This window comes from Burkholderia reimsis (genome assembly GCF_003294055.1).
Taxonomy (GTDB): domain Bacteria; phylum Pseudomonadota; class Gammaproteobacteria; order Burkholderiales; family Burkholderiaceae; genus Burkholderia; species Burkholderia cepacia.
The window spans coordinates 141,605-165,399 of sequence record NZ_QMFZ01000016.1 but is presented as its reverse complement, the minus strand read 5'-3'; the positions used below and the strand labels follow the sequence as shown (position 1 = coordinate 165,399).

Annotated in this window: 19 protein-coding genes and 2 pseudogenes; 13 read left to right on the top strand and 8 right to left on the bottom strand. The window is 65.0% G+C overall.

Going from position 1 to position 23,795, the window contains the following annotated elements; translation table 11 throughout:
- Positions 1 to 363 precede the first annotated feature (363 nt).
- Positions 364 to 798: a universal stress protein gene (locus DPV79_RS19910; RefSeq protein ID WP_021161496.1), complete on the bottom strand. Its 435-nt coding sequence runs from the start codon at positions 796 to 798 to the stop codon at positions 364 to 366.
- 368 nt (positions 799 to 1,166) lie between these two features.
- Between DPV79_RS19910 and DPV79_RS19905 the strand changes: the two genes are divergently transcribed.
- Positions 1,167 to 2,651 carry an amidase gene (locus tag DPV79_RS19905; protein WP_113046281.1) on the top strand — a complete coding sequence of 495 codons (1,485 nt, stop codon included), beginning with the start codon at positions 1,167 to 1,169 and terminating at the stop codon, positions 2,649 to 2,651.
- A 539-nt stretch (positions 2,652 to 3,190) separates the two neighbouring features.
- Here the strand turns inward: DPV79_RS19905 and DPV79_RS42700 are convergent.
- Positions 3,191 to 3,478: a hypothetical protein gene (locus DPV79_RS42700; RefSeq protein ID WP_165843536.1), complete on the bottom strand. Its 288-nt coding sequence runs from the start codon at positions 3,476 to 3,478 to the stop codon at positions 3,191 to 3,193.
- A 19-nt stretch (positions 3,479 to 3,497) separates the two neighbouring features.
- Between DPV79_RS42700 and DPV79_RS19900 the strand changes: the two genes are divergently transcribed.
- The 5 genes from DPV79_RS19900 to DPV79_RS19880 all read left to right on the top strand — a co-directional run bounded on the left by DPV79_RS19900 (position 3,498) and on the right by DPV79_RS19880 (position 6,619).
- Positions 3,498 to 4,184: a hypothetical protein gene (locus tag DPV79_RS19900; protein WP_027789362.1), complete on the top strand. Its 687-nt coding sequence runs from the start codon at positions 3,498 to 3,500 to the stop codon at positions 4,182 to 4,184.
- A 120-nt stretch (positions 4,185 to 4,304) separates the two neighbouring features.
- On the top strand, positions 4,305 to 5,135 hold the full coding sequence (locus DPV79_RS19895) for an arylamine N-acetyltransferase family protein (protein WP_113046280.1): 831 nt from the start codon (positions 4,305 to 4,307) through the stop codon (positions 5,133 to 5,135).
- Positions 5,136 to 5,222: 87 nt separating this feature from the next.
- Positions 5,223 to 5,399, top strand: a complete 177-nt coding sequence (locus tag DPV79_RS19890) for a ribbon-helix-helix protein, CopG family (protein WP_021161490.1) — start codon at positions 5,223 to 5,225, stop codon at positions 5,397 to 5,399.
- Between the two features lies 1 nt (position 5,400).
- Positions 5,401 to 5,751 carry a VOC family protein gene (locus DPV79_RS19885; protein WP_060061464.1) on the top strand — a complete coding sequence of 117 codons (351 nt, stop codon included), beginning with the start codon at positions 5,401 to 5,403 and terminating at the stop codon, positions 5,749 to 5,751.
- 7 nt (positions 5,752 to 5,758) lie between these two features.
- Complete coding sequence (locus DPV79_RS19880) at positions 5,759 to 6,619, top strand: class I SAM-dependent methyltransferase (protein ID WP_059686105.1); 861 nt, start codon at positions 5,759 to 5,761, stop codon at positions 6,617 to 6,619.
- A 93-nt stretch (positions 6,620 to 6,712) separates the two neighbouring features.
- Here DPV79_RS19880 and DPV79_RS19875 read toward each other — a convergent pair whose 3' ends face one another.
- The 4 genes from DPV79_RS19875 to DPV79_RS19860 all read right to left on the bottom strand — a co-directional run bounded on the left by DPV79_RS19875 (position 6,713) and on the right by DPV79_RS19860 (position 13,639).
- The gene (locus tag DPV79_RS19875; RefSeq protein WP_113046279.1) at positions 6,713 to 11,554 is read right to left on the bottom strand and encodes an NAD-glutamate dehydrogenase; all 4,842 of its coding nucleotides are present in this window, start codon (positions 11,552 to 11,554) and stop codon (positions 6,713 to 6,715) included.
- Between the two features lie 195 nt (positions 11,555 to 11,749).
- Complete coding sequence (locus tag DPV79_RS19870; protein WP_021161485.1) at positions 11,750 to 11,938, bottom strand: 4-oxalocrotonate tautomerase; 189 nt, start codon at positions 11,936 to 11,938, stop codon at positions 11,750 to 11,752.
- A gap of 56 nt (positions 11,939 to 11,994) precedes the next feature.
- Positions 11,995 to 12,771: a class II aldolase/adducin family protein gene (locus tag DPV79_RS19865; RefSeq protein WP_113046278.1), complete on the bottom strand. Its 777-nt coding sequence runs from the start codon at positions 12,769 to 12,771 to the stop codon at positions 11,995 to 11,997.
- Positions 12,746 to 13,639 carry an urea transporter gene (locus DPV79_RS19860; RefSeq protein ID WP_113046277.1) on the bottom strand — a complete coding sequence of 298 codons (894 nt, stop codon included), beginning with the start codon at positions 13,637 to 13,639 and terminating at the stop codon, positions 12,746 to 12,748. Before DPV79_RS19860 ends, DPV79_RS19865 begins: the two co-directional genes overlap by 26 nt.
- Before the next feature lie 256 nt (positions 13,640 to 13,895).
- On the opposite strand from DPV79_RS19860, the gene DPV79_RS19855 reads away from it, so the two are divergent.
- The 6 genes and pseudogenes from DPV79_RS19855 (at position 13,896) to DPV79_RS42160 (ending at position 22,308) form a co-directional block, all read left to right on the top strand.
- On the top strand, positions 13,896 to 14,456 hold the full coding sequence (locus tag DPV79_RS19855; RefSeq protein ID WP_113046276.1) for a putative glycolipid-binding domain-containing protein: 561 nt from the start codon (positions 13,896 to 13,898) through the stop codon (positions 14,454 to 14,456).
- A gap of 9 nt (positions 14,457 to 14,465) precedes the next feature.
- A pseudogene (locus DPV79_RS19850) lies at positions 14,466 to 15,026 on the top strand (sodium:solute symporter family transporter); the annotation flags it as partial.
- Between the two features lie 272 nt (positions 15,027 to 15,298).
- Positions 15,299 to 17,422: a type VI secretion system Vgr family protein gene (locus DPV79_RS19845; protein WP_113046275.1), complete on the top strand. Its 2,124-nt coding sequence runs from the start codon at positions 15,299 to 15,301 to the stop codon at positions 17,420 to 17,422.
- Positions 17,422 to 18,351 (top strand): hypothetical protein, encoded by a 930-nt coding sequence (locus tag DPV79_RS19840; protein ID WP_133295689.1) that lies wholly within the window; start codon positions 17,422 to 17,424, stop codon positions 18,349 to 18,351. Before DPV79_RS19845 ends, DPV79_RS19840 begins: the two co-directional genes overlap by 1 nt.
- A gap of 10 nt (positions 18,352 to 18,361) precedes the next feature.
- The gene (locus tag DPV79_RS19835; RefSeq protein WP_113046274.1) at positions 18,362 to 21,421 is read left to right on the top strand and encodes a toxin VasX; all 3,060 of its coding nucleotides are present in this window, start codon (positions 18,362 to 18,364) and stop codon (positions 21,419 to 21,421) included.
- Positions 21,421 to 22,308 (top strand): hypothetical protein, encoded by an 888-nt coding sequence (locus DPV79_RS42160; protein WP_133295688.1) that lies wholly within the window; start codon positions 21,421 to 21,423, stop codon positions 22,306 to 22,308. The genes DPV79_RS19835 and DPV79_RS42160 overlap by 1 nt, the downstream gene beginning before the upstream one ends.
- On the opposite strand, the gene DPV79_RS19830 is transcribed toward DPV79_RS42160, so the two are convergent.
- Complete coding sequence (locus DPV79_RS19830) at positions 22,260 to 22,565, bottom strand: transposase (RefSeq protein ID WP_113046273.1); 306 nt, start codon at positions 22,563 to 22,565, stop codon at positions 22,260 to 22,262. The two genes, DPV79_RS42160 and DPV79_RS19830, sit on opposite strands and share 49 nt — an antisense overlap.
- A 256-nt stretch (positions 22,566 to 22,821) precedes the next feature.
- Here DPV79_RS19830 and DPV79_RS19825 point away from each other — a divergent pair.
- A pseudogene (locus tag DPV79_RS19825) lies at positions 22,822 to 22,926 on the top strand (putative glycolipid-binding domain-containing protein); the annotation flags it as partial.
- On the opposite strand, the gene DPV79_RS19820 reads toward DPV79_RS19825, so the two are convergent.
- The gene (locus DPV79_RS19820) at positions 22,881 to 23,792 is read right to left on the bottom strand and encodes an alpha/beta fold hydrolase (RefSeq protein ID WP_113046272.1); all 912 of its coding nucleotides are present in this window, start codon (positions 23,790 to 23,792) and stop codon (positions 22,881 to 22,883) included. The pseudogene DPV79_RS19825 and the gene DPV79_RS19820 sit on opposite strands and share 46 nt — an antisense overlap.
- Between the last annotated feature and the right edge of the window lie 3 nt (positions 23,793 to 23,795).

Genomic DNA, 23,795 nt, shown 5'->3' with positions numbered 1-23,795 from the left:
GCCGTTCACAGCGATAGCATGAACGCATGATTTGACGGAACGCGATCGCGGAGGAATGCATCGGTTCCGGCAAGCAGGTGCGAACTGAACATCGCTGTCGAAATAGTGAGGAATCCAAATGCTTAACGTCTCTTCCGTCCTGATCAGCCTCGCTCCGATGTGGGCCATCCTGCTCGTTGCGTCTTCGGCAGCCGCCTATTTCGTGTTCTGGCGCAAGGTCATCAAGTAAGCGCGGCGGGAACGCCGGTGCGGGCGTGGGCGGTAACGCGGAACGCGGTAACGCACACCGGTGTCGCACGGCTCGCTGCAAACCCGTGGTCCGTCAGCGAACGGCCGCCGTCGCGTTGCCGCGCGTCATCGCCGTCATTGCACGGCCGTGACCGGCACGTTCGTAATCCGCACCAGCCGGCTCATCACGCTGCGGCGGAACACCGACATCAACGCATGTAACGGATCGTGCCGCGGCGCGGCGACCACGATCTCGTCGCACCCCGTCTCGGCCGCCACGGCGGCGATCGTATCGGCCACCGGGCCGACCTTCATCACGACGCTGTACTTGACGCCGGCTTCCTGCAGGATCCGCTCTGCCATGGCCAGGTCGGCGGACGCGAACTTCTCCTCGATCGAACGCAGCCGCGACAGCGGATGGTAGGCCTCGAGCCGCGTCGATTCGAGCGGCGCCTGAACGTTGATCAGTACGATTTCCGACGCGCACCGTTCGCGATACAGGAATGTCGCGTGGCGAACCGCCTGAAGCGAGCGGGGCGAGTGGCCGACCGGAACCAGCAGCTTGAGCATGAACGTTGTCCAGGAAACGAGATGATTCCAGCGTAGCGTGCGGCCGGGACGAACGATCTAAAGAGAACGGGCGGCCGCGTAAAAATGTCGTTAACGCGCACCGTCTCGTCCCGCACCTGATAGAAATATAAGAAATTTAAGTTTATGCGCATAAACGATTTCATCCGCGCGGGCGGCGCGTGCGAAGCGCGGCCTGTCGCCCCGATTCAGTCGGAACCGCAATGAATCGCGGCGGAAAATATCGGAGGTTGCCGATCCGGCGTCGCGTAGAGTAGTGCATCGGCCGCGGCGCGGCCCCCGCCCGGCCGTTTCGGGGGCGTCCGCCGCCATGCGGGCCGCCATTCCATTCCGATTCCAGGAGACTCCGCATGCCGCACGGCGCCCCGCAGCTTCTCGCTCCCGCTTCCATCCCCGTCGACCCGATCGTGCGCCTGTCGGCCGGCGAACTCGCGTCGGCGATCCGCGGCAAGGCCGTGTCGTGCGTCGAGACGATGCGCGCGTATCTCGATCACGTCGAGCGCGTGAACGGCGCGGTCAACGCGATCGTCGCGCTGCGCGATCGCGACGCGCTGCTCGCCGAAGCCGCGGAAAAGGATGCGGCACTGGCGCGTGGCGAGTACCACGGCTGGATGCACGGGATGCCGCAGGCGCCGAAGGACCTGGCGATGACGAAGGGGCTGCGGACGACCTACGGCTCGCCGATCTTCCGCGAAAACGTGCCGCAGGCCGATTCCGTGTGCGTCGCGCGGATGCGCGCGGCCGGCGCGATCTTCATCGGCAAGACCAACACGCCCGAATTCGGGCTCGGCTCGCACACGTTCAACGAAGTCTACGGCGCGACGCGCAACCCTTACGACCTGACGAAAAGCGCGGGCGGCAGCAGCGGCGGCACGGCGGCGGCGCTCGCGTCGCGGATGCTGCCGGTCGCGGACGGCAGCGACTTCGGTGGTTCGCTGCGCAATCCGGCCGCGTTCTGCAACATCTACGGCTTCCGCCCGTCGCAGGGGCGCGTGCCGCGCTGGCCGGGCGTCGACGTGTTCGTGCAGCAGCTCGGCATCGAAGGGCCGATGGGCCGCACGGTCGGCGACGTCGCGCAGCTGCTCGCGATCCAGGCCGGCTACGACCGCAACGATCCGCTGTCGCTCGCGGAGGATCCGGCCGTGTTCGCGCAGCCGCTCGACACCGACCTGCGCGGCAAGCGCGTCGCGTGGGTCGGCGACTGGAACGGCTATCTCGCGACCGAGGCCGGCGTGCTCGCGCTGTGCGAACAGGGGCTGGCGACGCTGCGCGAGATCGGCTGCGACGTCGATGCCGCACTGCCGGCGTTCGCGCCCGACCGGATCTGGCGCCTGTGGCTCGCGCACCGGCACTTGTTGTCCGGCGGCGGGCTGCTGGCGCACTATCGCGACCCGGCGCGGCGCGCGTTGCTGAAGCCCGAGGCGATCTACGAGGTCGAAGGGCTGCTCGCGATGCAGGGCGCGGCCGTGTTCGAGGCGAGCGTCGAGCGCACCGCGTGGCATCAGGCCGTGTTGAGCTTCTTCGACCGTTACGACTTCATCGCGGCGCCGACCGCGCAGGTGTTCCCGTTCGACGTCGACCAGCGCTGGCCGACGGAGATCGCGGGCCGTGCGATGGATACCTACCACCGCTGGATGGAAACGGTCGTGCCGTGGACGCTGGCCGGCTGCCCGGTGATCAGCGTGCCGGTCGGCTTCAACGACGCGGGGCTGCCGATGGGGATGCAACTGATCGGGCGTCCGCGCGGCGATCTCGCCGTGTTGCAGCTCGCGCGCGGCTATGAGCAGGCGGCCGGATGGGTGGACGGGCGGCTGCCGGCGTGGATGGCGGGGTGATACGGCGGCCGGGCGATAGCCGGTTGCGGATGGCGGATGACCAAGCGGGCGGCGACAAGCCGCTCGCTTTGCTTTTGTTTCCGAACGTGTTGCCGGGGCATGTCACGCCGAGCCCGTGCTGTTCGTCGGCGCGCATCACGCTGATCCCGGCACGGGCGCATTTGCGCGACGGTGTGGCGTCATGTGATTGATGCGGCACGGCACGTTCCGCGTCACGCCGCGCCGTGCTGTTCGTCGGCACGCATCACGCTGATCCCGGCACGGGCGCATGTGTGCGACGGTGTGGCGTCATGTGATTGACGCGGCCCGGCACATTCCGCGTCACGCCGCGCCGAGCTGTTCGCCGGCGCGCATCACACTGATCCCGGCACGGGCGCATGTGCGCGACGGTGTGGCGTCATGTGATTGACGCGGCCCGGCACATTCCGCGTCACGCTGCGCCGTGCTGTTCGTCGGCGCGCATCACACTGATCCCGGCACGGGCGCATGTGCGCGACGGCGCGGCGTCATGTGATTAATGTGGCCCGGCACGTTCCGCGTCACATGCCGCCGGTCGATGTTGAATCCGACGTGCGGTTCAAGACGTGCGACGGCTGGCAGGCCACCGGCCGCGTCACCGTGCAGACGCCGACATTCACCGACATTGATGCGCCTCGAGAACGAATGTCGGCACACGCGCGATATCGCGCGGCAAACCGGGACAAATCCACTCGAGCGCGTACGCCGGCCGCGGAATTGCAAGCCGCTGCACCGCATGATTTCGTTTCGATGTGTTTCAGTCGTTGCGGCGGCGCGCGGCGCGCTTCGACAATATCGGCCTCGATCATTCCGGCACGAGGAACACACATGAAACACATTCGCGCGACGGGCCGGTACCTGGCCTCGGCAGGCATCGCGTTCGGCATCCTGGCAAGCGGCGCCGCGCACGCGCAGCTCGACCTGCAGTCGCTCGGCGCGTCGCTGCTCGGCGGCGGGCAGCAGCAGGCGGCACCCGCGCAGGGCGGCGTTTCCCAATTGCTGCAGGCTTACGTCGGCGCGAACCAGCAGGTGCTGACCGGCCAGTCTTCGCTCGCGTCGGCGATGGGCCTGACCGGCGCGGCCGGGCAGGCGCAGCAGGCCGCGAGCCAGCTGGCCGGCGGCGATGCGCTGACGCCGGCCGCGCTGTCGCAGATGGGCGGCGCGCAGCAATCGGTGTCACAGGCGCTCGGCCAGGCGTTCGCGAGCGGCGGCGCGACGCACGGGCCGATCGACAAGCAGGCGTTCAGCAACGGCCTCGCGTCGCTCGGGCAGGGGCTCACGCAGTATTCGCAGCTGCAGTCGGGGCTCGGCAATCTCGGCTCGACGAGCGCGGCGTCGCTGTTGCAGTCGGGCCTGAACCCGCAGAACATGCAGGCTGCGTCATATATCGCGCAAAGTGCGCCGGGCCAGTTGCAGTCGCTCGCGGCGACGCTCAGCCAGGCCGTGCAGTTCGCGACGAGCCAGGGCATCTCGGTGCCGTCGGTCGCGTCGTCGGCGCTGAAGCTGCTGCCGTAACGTTGCGCGGGGCCGCGCGATGCAGTGCCGGCATCGCGCGCGACGGCGAAGATCGCCCCGCACAACATGGGGATTTCGCGCGATGTTATCGTGGCATGTCCCTTTTTTCGGTGCAGGTTCATGACTGACTCGTTCGACCTCTCGCGCTATTTCTCCCGCATCGGCTACGACGGCCCGGTCGAGCCGACGCTCGACGTGCTGCGCCGGCTGCACCTGCTGCACCCGCAGGCGATTCCGTTCGAAAACCTCAATCCGCTGACCGGCGCGCGCGTCGCGCTCGACCTGCCCGCGATCGTCGACAAGGTGATCGAACGCCGCCGCGGCGGCTACTGCTTCGAACTCAACAAGCTGTTCTACACCGCGCTCACGACGATCGGCTTTCGCGTGACGCCGATGATCGCGCGTGTGCGCTGGATGCAGCCGCCGGAAGTCGCCACTGCGCATACGCACATGCTGCTGCGCATCGATCTCGACGGCGCGGCGTGGCTCGCCGACATCGGCTTCGGCAGCGCCACGCTGACCGCGCCGCTACGGTTCGTGCCGGACGAGCGGCAACTGACGCCGCACGGCGCGTTCCGCGTCGTCGCCGCGCCGGTCGACGGTGAATTCGACATGCAGTTCGAGACGCCGGACGGCTGGCAGACCACCTACCGCTTCCAGTCGAAGCGGGTCGAATGGATCGATTACGACGCCGCGAACTGGTTCACGTCGACGTATCCCGAATCGATCTTCCTGCACAACCTGATCGCATGCCGCGTGCTGCCGGACGGCCGCGCTGCGCTGCGCAACACCACGCTGACGATCCGCGATGCGGCGGGCGCCGGGCACTCCGTCACGTTCGACGATGCGGCCGAATGGGGCGCGTGCCTGCGCGACACGATCGGCATCGATACGACGGGATTCGATCTCGACGCGCTGTTCGCGCGGCTGGTGGCGCGCGCTGCGACGTAACGCGGGCTCACGATACCCGATCGCGGCCCGCGCAAATGGGCTGCATCCGCACTTGATTTTTGCTAGATTACTAGCATACTAGCCGCCATGACCGACGAAGAAGTGAAGCAATTCAACGTGTACCTGCCGCTGAGCCTGATCCGGCAGGTCAAGCATCGCGCCATCGAAACGGAGCAGTCGCTGTCCGCGCTGGTGGCCGATGCATTGCGCGCGTACCTGGCCGCGCCGCAGCCGGGCGCGGGGCCGTCCATCGAGGAGGAGTGACATGTCATCCGAGCGAATCGAAGCCGTGTACCTGACGACGCACAACTGGGGCAAGTCGGCGAAGTTTTTCCAGGCGCTGGGCTTTACGCTGGAGTTCGAAACCGATCACAACTCGGGCCAGCTGCGTCGTGGCGACGGCCCCTTCCTGTTCATCGCCGAAGTGCCGCCGGGCGAAACGCCGGACATGCAGGTCGTGCTCAAGGTGCCGAACGAACAGGCGGTGCAGCCGCAGCCGATCGTCGACGTCGTCACGCCGTTCGAGGATACGCACTGGGGCACGCGCGACATGACCGTACGCGATCCGGACGGTCGCGTGTGGCGCCTGCAGGCGCCAGGGCAGCAGGGCGCGTGAGGCCGACATGAGCGAACCCCGCGAAAGCGCTCCCGACAGCACCGCCGCGCGCGTCGCGCTGTGGCGTGCGCTGCACGTCGAACTCGATGCGCCGCCGCATGTGCTCGCCGACGAAGTCGGGCGGCAATTGCTCGCACCGGAACCCGGCTGGCAGCAGCGCGGTGACATGGATCCGCAGTTCACGCGGCCGTTTCGCGCGTCGATCGTCGCGCGGGCGCGCTTCATCGAGGATCTCGTGGTGGAGCAGGCCGCGCGCGGCGTGAGCCAGTACGTGATCCTCGGCGCAGGGCTCGACAGCTTCGTGCAGCGTCGGCCCGACATGGCGTCGCGTGTGACCGTCTTCGAAGTCGACCAGCCGGCGCCGCAGCGCTGGAAGCAACGGCGCCTCGTCGAGCTGGGCTTCGGCGTGCCCGACTGGCTGCGTTTCGTGCCGGTCGATTTCGAGGCGAAACAGTCGTGGCGCGCGGCGCTCGTCGGTGCGGGCTTCGATGCCGGCAAGCCGGCGGTCGTCGTGTCCACCGGCGTCAGCATGTACCTGACGCGCGAAGCGAACGCGGCCGCGTTGCGCGAAGTCGCCTCGCTCGCGCCGGGCTCGACGCTCGCGATGACGTTCCTGCTGCCGCTGGAAAATGCGGATCCGGACGTGCGTCCGGGGCTGGAAATGGCCGCGAAGGGCGCGCGCGCAAGCGGCACGCCGTTCATCAGCTTTTTCATGCCGGCACAGATGCAGGCGCTCGCGCGGGAGGCCGGCTTCACGAAGACCGAGCACGTTTCGGCTGCCGAACTGACGCGTCGCTATTTCGCGGATCGTGCGGACGGACTCAGGCCGCCGAACAACGCGGAGGAACTGCTGGTCGCGACGGTCTAGCCTCGCGCGTGCGCAAGCATGCCGGCAGCGAGCGCGCCGGTTCCGGTCACGCGGAACCGGCGACGCTCGTCCACCGGGCGCCCGCCAGCCTGGTCACGCGCGTTCGAGCACGGCCATTTCCCGCACGACCACGAGCAGCACCGCGAGGCTCGCGCCGCCGGACGCGCGCAAGTCGGCGAGCAGGTGTTCGTAGCGTGCGAGCGCGGCTTCGCGGCGCGCGCGCCACGCGCCGACGATCGTCTCCGGCGTGGTCGAATCCGGCGATTCCGCAAGCGCGCTCGCCGCGAGCGTGCGCTTGAGGCGCGCGACTTCCGCGAGCGCGGCCGCGCGCGCCAGCATGTCCCAGTGCGTCGGGGTCGGCAGCGTCGCCGCGCGCTCGCCGATCCAGCTGTAATTGAGCAGCGTGCCGAGCGAGAAATACACGCCCGCGACGAGTTCGAGGCTGCGGTTGCTGGTCGCGGCCACTTCGGCGATGTCGAGCAGCGCGGCCGAGATGTCGCCGCTCGCGACGCGCACCGCGAGCGCGCTGTCGACGCCGGCTTCCACCAGCACGCGCTGCCGCCCGGACAGCGCTTCGAGATCGTCGGCCGGCAACAGCGACGGCAGTTGCGGCGCAAGCCGCTCGGCCGCGTCGCGGCAGCGCGCGATCAGCTCGGCGACGCCGCCGTCGGCCACCGCGCCGGATTGCAGATGCCGCAGGAACCACAGCGCCGCGCGCTCCAGCAGCCGCGCGACGTCGACGAACATGCGCGCCTGCACGTCGTCGGCGACGCGGTTGTCGAGCGCATCGATGTCGCGCCACACCGCATCGAGGTCGAACACGTCGCGCGCCATGATGCACGCCCGCACGATGTCGCCGGGCTTCGCGTCGGTTTCTTCCATCAGCCGGTGCACGAATGCGCAGCCGACGCGGTTCACGAGCGCGTTGGTCAGATGCGTCGCGAGAATCTCGCGGCGCAGCGGATGGCGGCGCATCGGTTCGCTGAAGCGCTGCTGCAGCGGCTTCGGGAAGTAGTCGACGAGCATCGCGGCAACCAGCGGATCCTCGGGCACGTCGGATTCGAGCAGCGCGTCGTACAGCCACATCTTGCTGTACGCGAGCAGCACCGCGCGTTCCGGCGACGTGAGGCCGAGCTTCGCGGCTTGCCGTTCGGCGACTTCGTCGTCGGTCGGCAGGAATTCGATCACGCGGTTCAGGCGGCCCGCGCGTTCGAGCCAGCGCATCAGGCGCGCCTCGGCATCGAGCAGCTCGACCGCATAACGGCCGGCGATCGACAGCGCCTGCGTCTGGTAGTAGTTGTCGCGCAGCACGAGCAGCCCGACTTCGTCGGTCATCTCCGCGAGCAGGGCGTTGCGCTGCTTCCCGGTCATCTCGCCGTCGGACACGACGAGCCCGAGCAGGATCTTGATGTTGACTTCGTGATCCGAACAATCGACGCCGGCCGAGTTGTCGATCGCGTCGGTGTTGATGCGGCCGCCGCGCTGCGCGAACTCGATCCGGCCAAATTGCGTGCAGCCGAGGTTGCCGCCTTCGCCGACGACCTTGCAGCGCAGGTCCGCGCCGTTCACGCGCACCGCGTCGTTCGCGCGGTCGCCCACTTGCAGGTGGGTTTCGCGCGCCGCCTTCACGTAGGTGCCGATGCCGCCGTTGTACAGCAGGTCGACCGGCGCCTGCAGGATCGCGCGGATCAGCTCGGCCGGCGGCAGCGCGTGCGCGTCGATGCCGAGCGCGGCCTGCACGGCGGGCGACAGCGGGATCGTCTTCGCGGTGCGCGGATAGACACCGCCGCCCGCCGAGATCGCGGCCGGATCGTAGTCGGCCCAGCTCGAGCGTTCGAGCGCGAACATGCGCGCGCGCTCCGCGAAGCTCGTCGCGGGATCGGGGTTCGGGTCGAGGAACACGTGCCGGTGATCGAACGCGGCGACGAGCCGGATATGCGGCGACAGCAGCATCCCGTTGCCGAACACGTCGCCCGACATGTCGCCGACGCCGACCACGGTGAAGTCGGTCGTCTGCGTATCGATGCCCATCTCGCGGAAGTGGCGCTTGACCGATTCCCACGCGCCGCGCGCGGTGATCGCCATCTTCTTGTGGTCGTAGCCGACCGAGCCGCCGGACGCGAACGCGTCGTCGAGCCAGAAGCCGTATTCGTGCGAGATCGCGTTCGCGTAGTCGGAGAAGGTGGCCGTGCCCTTGTCGGCGGCGACCACCAGGTACGGATCGTCGGGGTCGTGCCGCACCACGTCGGGCGGCGGCACGATCGCGTTGCCGGCCAGGTTGTCGGTCAGGTCGAGCAGGCCGCGCAGGAAGGTCTGGTAACACGCGATGCCTTCGCGCATCCACGCTTCGCGATCGCTCGGCGGCGGCGGGTTCTTCACGACGAAGCCGCCTTTCGAGCCGACCGGCACGATCACGACGTTCTTCACCATCTGCGCCTTCATCAGCCCGAGCACTTCGGTGCGGAAATCCTCGCGGCGATCCGACCAGCGCAGGCCGCCGCGCGCGACGCGCCCGCCGCGCAGGTGCACGCCCTCGACACGCGGCGAGTACACCCAGATCTCGAACATCGGCTTCGGTTCGGGCAGCCCGGGCACCTTCGCCGGATTGAACTTGAACGACAGGTACGGTTTCGATTCGCCGTTCGCGTCGACGAGGAAGTAGTTCGTGCGCTCGGTCGCGTTGATCACGCCGAGGAACTGCCGCAGGATGCGGTCTTCGTCGAGGTTCGGCACCTGGTCGAGCGCGCCTTCGATCGCCTTCAGCAGCCGCTCGGCCTGCACGTCGCGCGTGTCGCCGGTGGCCGGGTCGAAGCGCAGCAGGAACAGCTCGACGAGCTGCCGTGCGATCGCCGGGTTGCCGGTCAGCGCGCGCTCGATATACGCGTCGCTGAAGGTCGAGCCGACTTGCCGCAGATACTTCGCATACGCGCGCAGGATCGTCACTTCGCGCGCACTCAGATGGGCGCGCAGCACGAGGCGGTTGAAGTCGTCGTTCTCGATCCGGCCGCTCCAGATCTGGTCGAACGCATCCTCGAACAGGCCTTTCACGCGCTCGATGTCGAATTCGGTGTCGTCCGCGAGCTCGAGGCCGAAGTCGTGCACCCACGCATGCGCGGCGTCCTGCGTCTGGATCCGGTACGGCCGCTCCTCGTCCACGCGCACGCCGAGATGCTCGAGCATCGGCAGGCTGCGCGACAGCGCGATCGGGTCGCCCGCGCGATAGACCTTGAAGCGGAACGCACGCGCTTCCGCCTCGATCGGCCGGTACAGGTTCATCGCGAGCTGCCCCGAATCCTTCACCCGCTCGATCAGCTCGATGTCGCGCACGGCCGTGCGCGCCGGATAGTCGTCGCGGTAGCCGGCCGGGAACGAATCGGCATAACGCTGCAGCAGCCGGTTGCCTTGCTCTTCACCGAAGGCGTCGAGCAGCGCGTCGGCGAGATCGTCCTGCCAGCGGCGCGTGACCTGTACGAGCCGCGTTTCGAGCTCGCGCGTGTCGACGTCGGGCATCGTGCCTGGTTCCGCATGCACGACGAAATGAATGCGCGCGATCGCAGATTCGGACAGCAGCGGCGTGAATTCGACGTTCACGCCGTTGTACGCATCGACGAGCAGCTTCGCGATGCGCCGGCGCAGGTCGGTGTTGTACTTGTCGCGCGGCACGAACACGAGGCACGACACGAAGCGGTCGAAGCGGTCGCGCCGCACGAACAGGCGCGTGCGCTGGTGTTCCTGCAGCCGCAGGACGCCGAGCGCGATGTCGTAGAGCTGGTCTTCGTCGGCCTGGAACAGTTCGTCGCGCGGATAGGTTTCGAGCACCGTCACGAGCGACTTGCCGAGATGGCCCTTCGGCAGGAAGCCCGCGCGCCGCACGATGTTCGCGCACTTGCGGCGCACGATCGGGATCTCGGTATACGAACCGAAATAGGCGGTCGACGTATAGAGCCCGATGAAGCGGCGTTCGCCGGCGACCTTGCCGTCGGCGCCGACGAGTTTCACGCCGACGTAGTCGAGATAGCCGGGCCGGTGCACGGTCGCGCGCGAATTCGCCTTGGTCAGGAAGATCGGCCAGGGGCCGGTGATGATGTCGGCGGCGGCCTGCGGCAGCGGCGTGACGTCGGGGGCGCCGGACGTGCGCAGCGATTCGCGCAGGATGCCGAAGCCGGTGCCCTCGATTCCGCGCAGCCCGAAGCCCGTGCCGTCGGACACGAGCGCGTAGTCGCGCTGGCCGAGGAACGTGAAGTGATCGGCGGCCATCCATTCGAGGAACGCGCGCGCCTCGATGTCTTCCGCGGTCGATTCGCGCGCCTTCATCTCCTTGATCGTCGCGCGGGCGATGTCGACGATCTTCGGCCAGTCTTCTACCGATGCGCGCACGTCGCCGAGCACGTGCGCGATGTCGTTGCGCAAGGTGTTGAGCAGCGCGGCATCGCCGCAGCGATCGACTTCGAAATGGATGAACGACGCGAGCTGCGACTGGCCGTCGCCGGGCGTCGCGCCGCCCGCATCGACGCGCTCGATGCCGCCATCGGCGCCGCGCCAGATGCGGAACACCGGGTGCAGTGCCGAATGCAGCGCGAGCCCGAGGCGGTTGACGGCCATCGTCACCGAATCGACGAGGAACGGCATGTCGTCGTTGACGATCTCGATGACCGTGTGGTCGGAATGCCAGCCGTGCTGTTCGAGGATCGGGTTGTACACGCGCAGCCGTTCGCTGCCGGGCACGAATTTCTGGGCGGTCTGCCAGTGCGCCATCGCCGCGCCGTAGAGATCGGCGATGCTGCGGCTCTGCAGATCGTCGGCATCGGCGAAATCGTAGTAATGACGCAGGAAGGGTTCGACGATCCGGAACGTGGCTTCGGGCAGGCGCCCGCGCGCGAATTCGACGACGTCCGAGAGCAGGTGTGCGACGACTTCCTCGTTCTTCGCTTCCATGGCGGTCTCCTCGTCGGGTGGCCATCGGCTGCTGCGTCTGAGCCGCATTATATGCACCGATCGCGTGACAATGCGATGTGCGCGCGCACAACGGGAGGCGGAGAAGGAAGCCGCCTGCAGCGCCGCCGGGCGGGCGCCGCAGGTGATGTATCAGTGCGATGCAGGCGGGTGTTCAAGCATCGCCGGGGGTGACGTTCAGCGCTCGTCGCTCCACAGCTTCCCGGCCGTCGCCCAGTTCTCCTTCTTCACGTCGGTGAGGATGATGTCGACCGCGCCCGGCTCGCAGCCGAGCGTCTCGCACGTGACGCGCGTGATTGCTTCGACGAATTCGCGCTTCTGTTCGACGGTGCGGCCTTCGAAGAGCTGGATATTGAAAGTCGGCATGACAAGTGCTCCGGTTGAGTGTGTCGGGTTCGGCCGCGATCGCGGCCAGGGATGCGTCAGTCGCGATACGACGGATCGATCCGGTCGAGCCGGCGCAGCAGCGCCGGCCATTCCAGTTCGCCCTCGATCGCGCCGCCGTCGCGCAGTTGTTCGGCGGTGCGGTCGGCCACTGCCGGGTCGGGCAGCACGAGCGGCCCGCCGCCGGCCTGCGCGCGCACCTGGATATCGCAGGCCTTGATCAGCGTGTCCATCAGCACATAGGCTTCGGCGACGGTGCGGCCGACCGTCAGTGTGCCGTGGTTGCGCAGCAGCATCGCGGATTTCGCGCCGAGGCTCGCGGTCAGCCGCGCGCCTTCCGCCGGCGAGAACGCGAGCGCCTCGTAGTCGTGGTACGCGAGGTCGCCGTGGAAGCGCAGCGCGTGCTGCGACGCGGGCAGCAGCCCGTCGCGCTGGATCGATACGGCGATGCCGGCCGTATTGTGCAGATGCATCACGCAGACGGCGTCGGCGCGGGCGGCATGCACGGCCGCGTGCAGCGCGAAGCCCGTCACGTTGACCGCGTGCTCGCCGGCGCCGATCCGGTTGCCGGCCAGGTCGATCTTCACGAGGTTCGATGCGCGGACCTCGTCGAACGTCAGGCCGAACGGATTGATCAGGAAGTGGCCGGGCTCGCCGGGCACGGTCGCGGAAAGATGCGTGTAGATCAGGTCGTCCCAGCCGTTCAGCGCGACGAGCCGATAGGCGGCGGCGAGGTCGACGCGCAGCCGGCGTTCGGCGTCCGAGATCGGGCCGCCCAGTTTCACGGCATCAGGACGGTGTGCGAATGACGACATCGGGTTCTCCGAAGGTGAGGCGGCGCGCGACGGCTACGGTCACCCACGATGCAAGGGCGAACGGCGCCGTGAACACGGGGATGCCGGCACGCATCGCGAGCCACTGGATCAGCGCGGCGAGTGCGGCGGCTGCAAGTGCCGCGCGCGGGCCGCGCGACATCAGCGCCAGTGCGGCGAGCGCGCCGTTGAAGCCGAGCAGGCCGTCGGCGAACAGCGCGCCGGTCGCGCCGAGCATGAGCAGCAGCACGGTCGACACGATCGCGCCGCCGAGCGCGAACGCGGCCGCGCGGCGCGACGCGACGGCGAGGCCGGCGACGATCAGCGCGCCGGCCCATGCGCCTTGCGCGAAGGTCGTCTGAGCAACTCCCGACAGCAATGCGTCGGTGACGGACGACGGCGTCAGTGCCATGCCGGCCGTCGCGTCGGTCGCGTGTTGCGGTGCGACAAACGGCAGCCACAGCGCGGTGACGGCGAGGCACGGGCTCGAATACGGGCACTGGCGCCAGCGGGCGAGCGGCGTGCGCATCGCGCGCTGCACGAGCGCCGCGCCGATCGCGGCCAGCGGCGCCAGCGCGACGGCTGCAAGGGAAGCGGGCGCGAACAGCGCCGCGATCAGCGCGGCGAGCGCGCCGTTGAAGCCATGCAGTCCCTGTTCGACGTCGTGGCGCGCGGCGCCCGTCAGCACGGCGGTCATGCTGGCGGCGGCCGAGCCGAGCAGCGCCGCGCATGCCAGCCGCAGATCGGTCAGCGCCAGCGCGGCGAGCAGCAGCGCGCCGGTGAGCGCGTTCGCCTGCAGTACGATCTGACCGATGCCGCGCAGCAGGATGCGCAGGTCGATCGACGGCGAGGCGGAGCGGGCGATAGGCATGATGGCGGCGGAACAGGACGAGCCGCGAGCATAGGACACAATCCGATGCACCGGAATAGGGAATTCTGGATAGTCAGGATTTGTCGGCGCTGCCCCGAAATGGGGAATGCGGGCGGCCGGCCGTGTCCAGGCGGGTGCCGCATGGCGTTTTTCGAGGCGAACGTTTCGTGGTGAGCGAATTCAGGCATCCGCCGGCGTTTTCGTCGGCGGATTCGTGCGACAGTGTCCCGCAGCGGGGAAACCGGGAGGGGGAACGATGCGTGAAGTGCGATGGGCGTCGCTCGAAGGCGACGGGGTCGAACATCTGGCGTTCGACCGGAGCGGCGGCGGGATCGTCGTCGAAAGTGCGGTGGTCGGCCAGCGGTACGGCCGTGCGTACGGGCTCGCGTATCGCGTCGAGTGCGACGCGCACTGGCGCGTGACGTATGCGGTGTTGAAGGTGATGGGCGGCGGCACGCTCGAACTGCGCGGCGACGGCGAAGGCCACTGGCGCGACGGCACGGGCCGTGCGCTGCCCGAACTCGACGGCTGCATCGACATCGACATCGCGGCGACGCCGTTCACGAACGCGCTGCCGATCGGCCGCCTCGGGCTCGCGCGCGGCGAGCGGCGGCCGATCGACGTCGCGTACATCTCGACGCCGGACCTGAAGGTCACGCCGGTCAAGCAGGCTTACGCGTGCATCGAGCCGGGCCGGCGCTACCGCTACGAAGGCATCTTCCGGAATTTCGCCGCCGAGATGGACATCGACGAAGACGGGCTCGTGATCGACTACGAGACGCTGTTCAGACGCCTGCCGGCGCCGACGGGCCGTTGAACCGCGGCGTTCGAGACGATCCTCGCAGTGGTCGCGGGCCTCACGCCCGCCGGCGCGACGATGATCTCGCAAGACCTGTACGCGCAGATGTGGGCGCGCGGCAAGCCCGACGAGCGCCTCGAGATGCGTATCTCGCGCGCGGCGACGATTGCGTTGTCGGTGGTCGCGATCGGGCTGCCGATCCTGTTCGAGCACGTGAATGTCGCGTTCATGGTCGGCCTCGTCGCGGCGGTGGCCGCGAGCGCGAATTTCCCGGTGCTCGCGATGTCGATCTTCTGGCTCGGGATGACGACGCGCGGCGCGGTGCTCGGCGGCGGCCTCGGTCTCGTGTCGGCGGTCACGCTCACGGTGCTGTCGAAGTCGGTATGGGTCGACGTGCTGCATCACGCGCACGCGCCGGTGTTCCTCGACAACCCGGCGCTCGTGGCGGTGCCGCTCGCGTTCGTCGGAATCGTCGTCGGTTCGCTCGCGGATCGCGGCGAGCGTGCACGGCGCGAGCGCGACGCGTTCGCGCAGCAGGAGTTCTACGCGCAGACGGGCTTGCTGGCGGGCGAGGCGGTGCAGCACTGATCCGTGATTGTGGGTGGTGAAACCCAGAGGATCGAGATCTCTCGGGGTTTCGTTTTTTTGGGGGGCGAGGCGCCGAGGTAATCGCCAGTAGAGACGGAATTTGCGACAAGGTGGCCGGGGCAATCTGGCTCGATCGCGGATACGACCAGGGCAACTCACGAATATGGTGGAGGCCAAGTCGCGGAAAAAGCGCAACTTTCGGATTCGTCCAATAGACGGGGATCTCGCAATAGTTAATCGTTGCCGCTGGGCGTTCAGCGAGCAGCTTAACTATGGCTATCCAATCCGACCTGCGCTTTACCTTCACCGCTGGCAACGAGTCGTTCGAAGTGGTGGAGTTCACCCTGCACGAAGGCCTGTCCGAGACCTTCCTCTTGCAGGTGGAATTGGCCAGCACGAATCCCGACATCGACTTTGGCGAGGTGCTTGACCGCAACGGCCTGCTCACGATTTGGCAGGGCGGCGTGCCGGTGCGCTACGTGCACGGCGCCATCTCATCGCTTGCCCAAGGCGAGACGGGGTTTCGACGCACCCGCTATTCCGCCGTGGTCGAGCCGCGCCTGGCGCGCCTGAAGCTGTCCTCCGACTGGCGCATCTTCCAGACGCTGAGCGTGCCCGAGATCGCGACGGCCGTGCTCAAGGCGCACAACCAGACGCTGGACTACGAGCAGCGCATCACCGCCGAGCACTTGGCGCGCGAATACTGTGTGCAGGCGGGCGACACCGACTACGACTTCATCGAACGTATCTTGCGCGAGGAAGGCTTCTTCTACGCCTTCCAACACAAGGCCGACGGTCATCGGTTGATCCACTGCGACCGCCTGTTCATCTACGGTCGGCAGCAGGGCGAGCCGGTGCTGTACAACCCCACGCCTGGCGGCGATCAGCCGCGGCCTTGCCTGCGCACGTTCTTTTACACGGAGAACGTGCGTACCGCGCGTCAGGTGCAGCGCGACTACACGTTCAAGAGTCCACGCTATCCGCACGAATATCCGCGCGAGGGCACCGACCTCGATCATCAGGGCCGCGGCTACGCGCGCTACGACTATCCCGGCCGCTACAAGCACGAGGGCAGTGGCAAGGCGTTTACGCAGGATCGCTTGCGCGGCCATCGCCGCGACGCATGCATTGCGCGGGTGAACGGCGACGATGCGCGCCTGCAACCGGGAGTCGCTTTCGATCTCACCGGCCACCCGCGTGAGGACATGAACCGCGGCTGGCGTCCGGTCAGCATCGTCCATCACGGCAAGCAATACATCAGCCAGGCGGAGGAGAGCGCTGACGCGCAGCAAGGCACGCACTACCGCTACGAAGCGGTGCTGGTGCCCGACGACGCCGAGTGGCGCGCCGAGCCGCTGCCGCACCCGCGCATCGACGGCCCTCAGCCGGCGACCGTGGTGGGTCCGGAAGGCGAAGAGATCTACACCGACGCGTACGGCCGAGTGAAGGTGCAGTTCCCGTGGGATCGCGAAGGCAAGTACGACGAGCACAGCTCGTGCTGGATTCAGGTCGCGCAGAACTGGGCCGGCGCGACCTGGGGCCACATGGCGATCCCGCGCATCGGGCAGGAAGTGATCGTGGTCAACCTGGATGGCGATCCAGACCAGCCTCTCATCATCGGGCGGGCGTACAACCGGCTGCAGTTGCCGCCGTACGAACTGCCGCGACACAAGACGCGGATGACGATCAAGAGCCAGACGCACAAGGGCGAGGGCTACAACGAACTGCGCTTCGAGGACGAGAAGGATCAGGAGGAAATCTACGTCCACGCGCAGAAAGATCAGAACATCCACGTCAACCACGACGAAACCACCTTCGTGGGCAACGACCGCAGCGAGCAGGTCGAGCACGACGAAACCATTGCCATCGGCAATGACCGCAAAGAGACCGTGGGGCGCGACGAGCAGGTCACCATCGGCCAGGATCGCCGCCACGATATCGGGCAGGACGACTTCCTGACCATCGGCCGAAACCACACCATCCACACAGCCAAGGACCGCACGGAGGAAGTCGGCAACCATCGTCGCGACAAGACCGCAGCCAACCACACGGTCGATATTGGCGGGCATCTGAAACAGCGCGTGGCAGGCCATGCCGAGCTGGAGGCCGGGCAGGCCATTCGACATCGCACCAAGGTCTATGAAATCCACGCCGCCGAGCTGCTGGAAGTCAAAGGCCCCGGTGGCACCGTGCGCATCGACAACGGCGGCATCACGCTGGAAGGCGTGGCGATTCGTGTGAAAGGGCCGATGACCCAGAACAGAGGGGGAGCGCAAAACGCACTCGCGTTGCCTGCAGCGCCCCGTAAAGGGCAAGGTATGGACCGCGCCTGCGCGATGCGTGCCGATGGTTCCTGCCCACGCAAGCCGTGTCCCTGCGGCAAGGGGGCAGCGTGATGAATACGACGACCGATCAACCCCAATGGTCGCGTCAGGTGGTGAACACACTGCCTCGTACGAGCTGGGCGACGCTGGAGCAGGGGCCGCGCCCCTGGCTTTGGTTAAGCGGCGCACACAGCGAAACGCTCGAAGAGGAAGTGCAGGCGATCATCAAAGGCTTTGATTATCGCTGGGTCTGGCGCAACACGGCCTGGGAGTACGGCTCCCCGGGCTATCGCCAAGGCCCACTGCTGGTGCCGCTCAATGAGTCGGTGTATGTCCACGCCGTCGACCACTGGCTAACTCAACAAGCCGGACTGATCCTGCTGGGCCCCGACGATGGCGACAACCTGATGCTTCACCTCCAACGATTGCGCCAGTTGACGGCATCCGACGGATTTCCGCTCGGCTTCAGCCTGCATGCTGCACGGCAGCTCGAAGAACTCTGCGAAGCCTTGCCGACCGAATGCCTGTCCGAACTGTTCGGTCCCATCCAGCGGTTCATCTGGTACGCAGGTGATGAGCGGACGGGGGAATGGTTGTTTGCCGATTCCCCCTCGACTGGCCGTCCTGCGTCGGTAACCAATGAGCCTATCGCCTTGTCCTTGGACGACGAGGCCGCGCTCGATCAGGCCAGTCTCGCATGGTTCATGCGCGACTGTGCGCGCGAGTTCCGTCAACGCTTTCCGGCCTACGACCATCCGGATAACGAACCGGTGCTATGGCAGCATCTGAACCACTTCGCCAACGAAGCGACTGATCAACTGTCGCTCACTACGGAACGGGACGTGCGCCACTACATGGAACTGCGTTTCGAGTACCCGCATGATTTCTTTGCCAAGGACGCCACCTTGCGTGACATCTTGCTCCAGCGGCAGGTGAAGGGAAAGCAGCGGTTGTTCGACGCCGAGGCGCGATTGGCAACGCGGGCCGCTGCGACATCCTGAAGGAAACGACATGGCAACCAATTCTAAAAAAGCCCTGGGTCCGGATCGTCCCGGCGAGAAGAAAATCCGCCAAGCCGCCTCGGCGCCGCCGTGCGAGCGGGGCGTGCCTATCTACCCGTTGCGCTATGGCATTGCCGATAGCGCTCTAGACAGCAAAGTGTTTTCGACGCTCAGTACCGAGGGCTATCCCGCGCTCAAAGGGGGCAAGGCCTACGGCTTGCGCGTGCTGCGTCCAGGCACCTACGTCTACCTCTGCTATTTCGAGAACGGCCGCATGTGGACGCAGCACTACCAAGTCACCGACGACATGCGCTTTGCTCGTATTTGGTGGACTCGCGCCGATGACAACGACGCCACCCCGGGTCGGCTCGCACGCCCCGATATGGCCGGTGCCAAACCCTTTCTACTTGCCCCGGAGAGCAAAACCGCAGAGATCGTCTATCTGATGGTTAGCGAAACAATGCTAACCCACGCAAGGCTGTGGAATATCGAGATTGATAAAGGTGGCGTCCGCACCAAGCTGGCGACAAAGGTCAGGCCATCCGGTGGTGTCGAACAAACGCACGCATTTAATATCGCACTGATCGCATCCGCCGCACCGGAGCTCGTAAGACCGACATTGAATGGGAAGTCGGGGTACTACAAATGGAGCGAAATAACCGCGCCAGAAAAGTATGCGACCTACGACGTGGTGATTACGGGCGCCCATATGGCGCTTGCTCCGACAAAGGGCGTCGTTCCTTTAGCGGTGGCGCTGCACGATCCGATTGGCATCACCAGTGAGCTAGGACATCTCGCCGCAGTTGCTGCGGCCGAACGGCAAGTATACGAGGCCGACAATAATCATGCTTATACCAGCGCTACCATCGTAAAACTGTATTTGCAGAACCTTCAGAAGAATGCGGATTCTGAGTTTTATGCAAAGCGTCAAAAACTCGTTCGCTACTACGAGAACGAAAATGCAGATCGAGCTTATGGGAATGCCATACCGTTCATGTTTTCATATGAGCGCACGATAAAGAAAAAGCAAGCCGATATAGAGAAGCGAGTGAGCGATCTTGAGCGTTGGGTCAGAACGGCCGGCAGTGCAATGGGCAAGGATTGGCACGATGATTGGCTAAGCAAAGTTTTTGCTTGTTTCGATTTAGGCGCAAAAGAAAACGCGCAAGACTATGAGCGTGTTGTCACGCTATGCGTGGGCGATCTTACTCATAGTGAAGCTGGCCGCGCTGTGTACAAGGACCTCCTCTTGGCGGCCCCTGAAAAGAGCCCAGTATGGCTTTCTTTGGCGCACGGTATACCTGAACTTCACCAGCGTTTCGCCAATCCCGATCTGCTAAAGAATGTGCTTGATATAGGTGTTGCAGGATTTGCGCCAATCTTTCAGTTCAATATCGATCGACCGGCAACGCCGTATTCCGGCACACTAGTCAATTTGATGATGCCGCTGCTCGCTGATAAGGCCTTGCCTAATCCCAAGGCGGATGTGATTACACGGCGCCTGCGTCTATTTGCAGAAATTCGCGTGGGCGAAACCCTGGTCACATACCGAGTTAGCAGTGCCGAAGCCACAAAGCAATATTCTCAGTTCCGTGGCGAACAGATCATGAGCCAAAAGCAACTGAGAAAATGGGGTATTACCCTCGCGAGGCCGTTGCGCAACCTGTCGGCCAAGGTGACGCTGTTCGAGGTGGTCTCCAAGGGGGCTGGCAAAGACTACATCAGTCCGTCTCCCGCAGGTGCGGAGCAGAAGTTCAAGCTGGAGGGTAACGTATTCCAGCGCATGCTAAAGAAAATGCAGGCAAGTCACGGTTATGCTACTGCCCAGCGAGGTATCGTTGGCGGGGAGTATGCGATCACCGGATTGGCCGCGGTGTCTGCGGTGATGGCCTTGCGAGCGTCAACGAGTGATCTTATGCAGGATGGATTTTTGTCAAAGGATTTGCAATCAAGAACCATGTCCGCTGCTACGTTTCTGTCGGCAATATCTGCAGTCCTTAGTGCAGGCTACTACATAAAAGGCGACTTGCTACAACTCCGTTTACTGGCGAGTGGGGCAACACTAAAAGCGTCGAGACTCGGCGGCGCACTAGCGGCGCGAACAGTGGCTACCCGTTTCGGTGCGGGAGCAGCTGCACTAGGCGCTGTAGCTGATGTCGTACGGTCCGCGCGGGCATTCGGCGCTGCCCAGAATAATGAAGCTGGACGAATATATCTGGCTTCAGCGGGTTTCGGCGCACTTGCCGCGGCCAGTATGTTTTTCAGCACGACATCTGTGACGGCAGTCGTGGGTGGATTGGGCATCGCGGGACCAGTAGGTTGGCTAATTCTTGCCGCCCTAGCGACAGGAGCGGTCGTCTACTTTTCCTATCGAGCGTTAGCTGCAAAGTTCCAGCCCGATGAAGTATGGCTTGCACACAGCTTCTGGAGCCGGGGTGATGCTCGTTACCGTTTTCGAACCCTTCAGGAAGAATTGGCGGCCTTCCATGGGGCGGTCTATGGAGCTCGTGTAGTTGCGGAGTGGGAAGATCCGAAGAGTGCTGTGCCACTCACGCTTAGCAATTTAGCTTGGCGCTCTTTTGTCCCCTTCTATGGGATGTGGCAAGACGCCAAGGCGCTTCATCAAGAGATAACCGCCGACGGCGTCGGTACTCTGATTCTTTCGATCGTATTGCCCGGCTATCCAAATGATAGCGAAAAGGTCTCTACGCAAGATCTTGAAATTTTCGCTCCATTCCTTCACAGCTTGCGCGTACATCGCAACGGTAAGTCCTTGAAGCAGGTTGACGGACCGCTTTTCGTGCCTCTGGACTATCGATTTCCCTACGATGATGCGTTTATGTTTACAGGTACTGATGTCACACAGAACGGGGCTCGCGTACTGACGTGGCGCATTACCATGCGTGCTGATGCAAAAGTCGAGTTGGACTACTGCTACCGTCCGGATCCGGGCGGTCAACCTGAATTAGCATTATTGCCGCAACGCCAACCTTTGATATTTACCCGGGGAACCTGGCTAACCGAGCCTATTTCGCCTAGCTTGCTCGATCCGGTGAAGGAGCCACAATAATGGCTGCGTCGAGGGCACGGCGGTTGCCAAAGTTATCTGAAATTCAGGCGCGCTGGAACTCGTTTCGGTCCGCGTGTGATCTGCTGCCGCGTGAAATTGATGGTTCCGCTAAAGCTAGTATTTCCATCTTGCGTCAAAGTGGTCATTGTGTCGAGATCACGTCTGATACTATGCAGCGCGACAATAGCACTTTTGAAATCATAATTTGGTCTTTGGTTGTTTATGTGGTATTGGTTATTTTTTTGGTCTTGATTTTTGGTGGAGGTGACGGATATTTGTTTTTTTTGTTTTTGCCGATTTCTTATATTGTTGGAATTTTGTCTTCTCGGATGCTGGGGGCGAGATATCGTTGTCGGTCATCTCGTGTGAGAATTGAGCGGCGAGAGCGAAAAGTTTACTACGTTTCATACAGTGACGATGGGCAAGGTATGCTTTGGGTGCTTGATTGGGATGATTTACTTGCTGTCGACTATTATCACGGCAGGGGGCAAGGCTATCTCTATCTAGTGGGATATCCGTCAAATCTGACAGGTGAAGAACTCGTCCGAATTCCAATCATTGGCTTACGCATTGGATATAGCAATGCCTCAACATGGGTATGGCTGCAGCGCTACATGGCAGGAGACACAGGCCTTCCGGCCCCCACGATTGAATCGCCGCCTCGTACTTGGCGCGATGTTCTACAGCGTTGCGGGGGGCGCTGGGTGCTGGAATCCTTCACCGATACGAAGCGCCGCTGGTGGCTTCCGCTGACGATCTGGGTGGACCTGGTCATCGTACTGCTGATCATGCCGGTGATGGCGCTGCCTCAACTGGTCATACTGACGTATTCAGAACCTCAGTTCCCTCCCGATAACGACCGGCTCTGCGGTTTTGCTTTGAATTGATCGACGTCCTGACGCCCAAGCTTCTGCATCAGTTGCGCGGTCACGCCGGTATCGAGTGGTGTCAGCAAGAGGTGAACGTGATTGTCCATGAGCACGTAGGCGTGAAGAAGGCTACCCGTGTGCAGCAACGCATCGCGGAGCAGATGCAGATAACGCTGCCGGTCGGCGTCATCGAGAAAGCAGGGGAGGCGATTGTTACCCCGCTGCACGATGTGCTGAGGAATGCTGGGCAAATCGAGTCGAGGAAGTCGGGCCATGAATCCAATGTGGCGACACACCCAAGCTACTGGAGTCATCGGGGATGTGCGGATCGTATCAGCCTTCGGCATGCTGTTGCGCCAGAAGTAAACGTGCCCCCGTTCTTCAAGGCGAATCAGGCGATGTCTGGTCCGATTGAGATTTGGTTGAACCACGGCGCTTGGGGGGAAGCCAGCAAGCACTACTCGCTGAGTCAAGAACTCGAAGCGTGGTACAGCCTGCACTCTCGTCCGCGTGTCGCCGCCAGCCTGGTTTGGCATCTTCCGGAATTTCACCGCGGAGATGGACATCGACGACGACGGGCTCGTGATCGACTACGAGACGCTGTTCAGACGCCTGCCGGCGCCGACGGGCCGCTGAACCGCGGCGTTCGCGACGGGCGGCCGCTCCTGCGCGGACGCGAAGCGGTCGATCCGCGACGCGATGATGTCGGGGTGGCGCAGCACGACCCAGTGGCTGCCGTCGATTTCCTCGCGCACGTGGTCGCCGAGCCAGCGGTCGAGGTCGACCGACATTTCGGGCGTCACGTAGCGGTCGCGCACCGGCACGAGGATCTGCACCGGCGCCTGCGCATACCGTTCGCGCGGTTTGCGCGCCCGCGCAAGGAAGTTCGCGCGGTAAAGCTGCATGCCGTTCAGCGCATTCTTCAGTTGCACGGGATCGCGCTCGGCACGCACGCGTTCGGTGATCTGCAGCCAGCGCGGCCACAGCGCCGCGCCGCCGAGCCGCCACACCAGCGACGGCACGACCGGCAGGTGGAAGAACGCGATGTACCACGACTTCAGGCTCTGCTTGAGCCGCATCTTCGCGCGGAACACGTGATCGAGGCATGGGCCCGAGATCGACGTGTACGACGTGATCCGGCCGCGGAACGCGGGGTCGGTCACGGCCTCCCAGCACTGGATCGAGCCCCAGTCGTGGCCGACCAGATGGAACGGCCGGCCGCCGCAGGTCGCGTCGGCCACGGCCTTCAGGTCGCCGGCGAGCCGTTCGAGCGTGTAGTCGGCGCGGCGGCGCGGCGCATCGGACGCGCCGGCGCCGCGCACGTCGTACGCGATCACGCGGTAGCGCTTCGCGAGCCGCGCGCGGATCGGCGCCCACACGGCCGCCGAATCGGGGTAGCCGTGCACGAGAATCAGCGGCGGGGCGCGACGCGACCCGCTCACGTAGACGGCGAGTTTTACGTCGCCGGACTGGACGGTCAGCATCTCGTGGGCGCGCGCCATGGC

Excerpts from the sequence above, each read along its gene's own strand:
- DPV79_RS19910 (WP_021161496.1), bottom strand. The coding sequence starts at position 798 with ATGCTCAAGCTGCTGGTTCCGGTCGGCCACTCGCCCCGCTCGCTTCAG.
- DPV79_RS19905 (WP_113046281.1), top strand. The coding sequence starts at position 1,167 with ATGCCGCACGGCGCCCCGCAGCTTCTCGCTCCCGCTTCCATCCCCGTC.
- DPV79_RS42700 (WP_165843536.1), bottom strand. The coding sequence starts at position 3,478 with ATGATCGAGGCCGATATTGTCGAAGCGCGCCGCGCGCCGCCGCAACGA.
- DPV79_RS19900 (WP_027789362.1), top strand. The coding sequence starts at position 3,498 with ATGAAACACATTCGCGCGACGGGCCGGTACCTGGCCTCGGCAGGCATC.
- DPV79_RS19895 (WP_113046280.1), top strand. The coding sequence starts at position 4,305 with ATGACTGACTCGTTCGACCTCTCGCGCTATTTCTCCCGCATCGGCTAC.
- DPV79_RS19890 (WP_021161490.1), top strand. The coding sequence starts at position 5,223 with ATGACCGACGAAGAAGTGAAGCAATTCAACGTGTACCTGCCGCTGAGC.
- DPV79_RS19885 (WP_060061464.1), top strand. The coding sequence starts at position 5,401 with ATGTCATCCGAGCGAATCGAAGCCGTGTACCTGACGACGCACAACTGG.
- DPV79_RS19880 (WP_059686105.1), top strand. The coding sequence starts at position 5,759 with ATGAGCGAACCCCGCGAAAGCGCTCCCGACAGCACCGCCGCGCGCGTC.
- DPV79_RS19875 (WP_113046279.1), bottom strand. The coding sequence starts at position 11,554 with ATGGAAGCGAAGAACGAGGAAGTCGTCGCACACCTGCTCTCGGACGTC.
- DPV79_RS19870 (WP_021161485.1), bottom strand. The coding sequence starts at position 11,938 with ATGCCGACTTTCAATATCCAGCTCTTCGAAGGCCGCACCGTCGAACAG.
- DPV79_RS19865 (WP_113046278.1), bottom strand. The coding sequence starts at position 12,771 with ATGTCGTCATTCGCACACCGTCCTGATGCCGTGAAACTGGGCGGCCCG.
- DPV79_RS19860 (WP_113046277.1), bottom strand. The coding sequence starts at position 13,639 with ATGCCTATCGCCCGCTCCGCCTCGCCGTCGATCGACCTGCGCATCCTG.
- DPV79_RS19855 (WP_113046276.1), top strand. The coding sequence starts at position 13,896 with ATGCGTGAAGTGCGATGGGCGTCGCTCGAAGGCGACGGGGTCGAACAT.
- DPV79_RS19845 (WP_113046275.1), top strand. The coding sequence starts at position 15,299 with ATGGCTATCCAATCCGACCTGCGCTTTACCTTCACCGCTGGCAACGAG.
- DPV79_RS19840 (WP_133295689.1), top strand. The coding sequence starts at position 17,422 with ATGAATACGACGACCGATCAACCCCAATGGTCGCGTCAGGTGGTGAAC.
- DPV79_RS19835 (WP_113046274.1), top strand. The coding sequence starts at position 18,362 with ATGGCAACCAATTCTAAAAAAGCCCTGGGTCCGGATCGTCCCGGCGAG.
- DPV79_RS42160 (WP_133295688.1), top strand. The coding sequence starts at position 21,421 with ATGGCTGCGTCGAGGGCACGGCGGTTGCCAAAGTTATCTGAAATTCAG.
- DPV79_RS19830 (WP_113046273.1), bottom strand. The coding sequence starts at position 22,565 with ATGGCCCGACTTCCTCGACTCGATTTGCCCAGCATTCCTCAGCACATC.
- DPV79_RS19820 (WP_113046272.1), bottom strand. The coding sequence starts at position 23,792 with ATGGCGCGCGCCCACGAGATGCTGACCGTCCAGTCCGGCGACGTAAAA.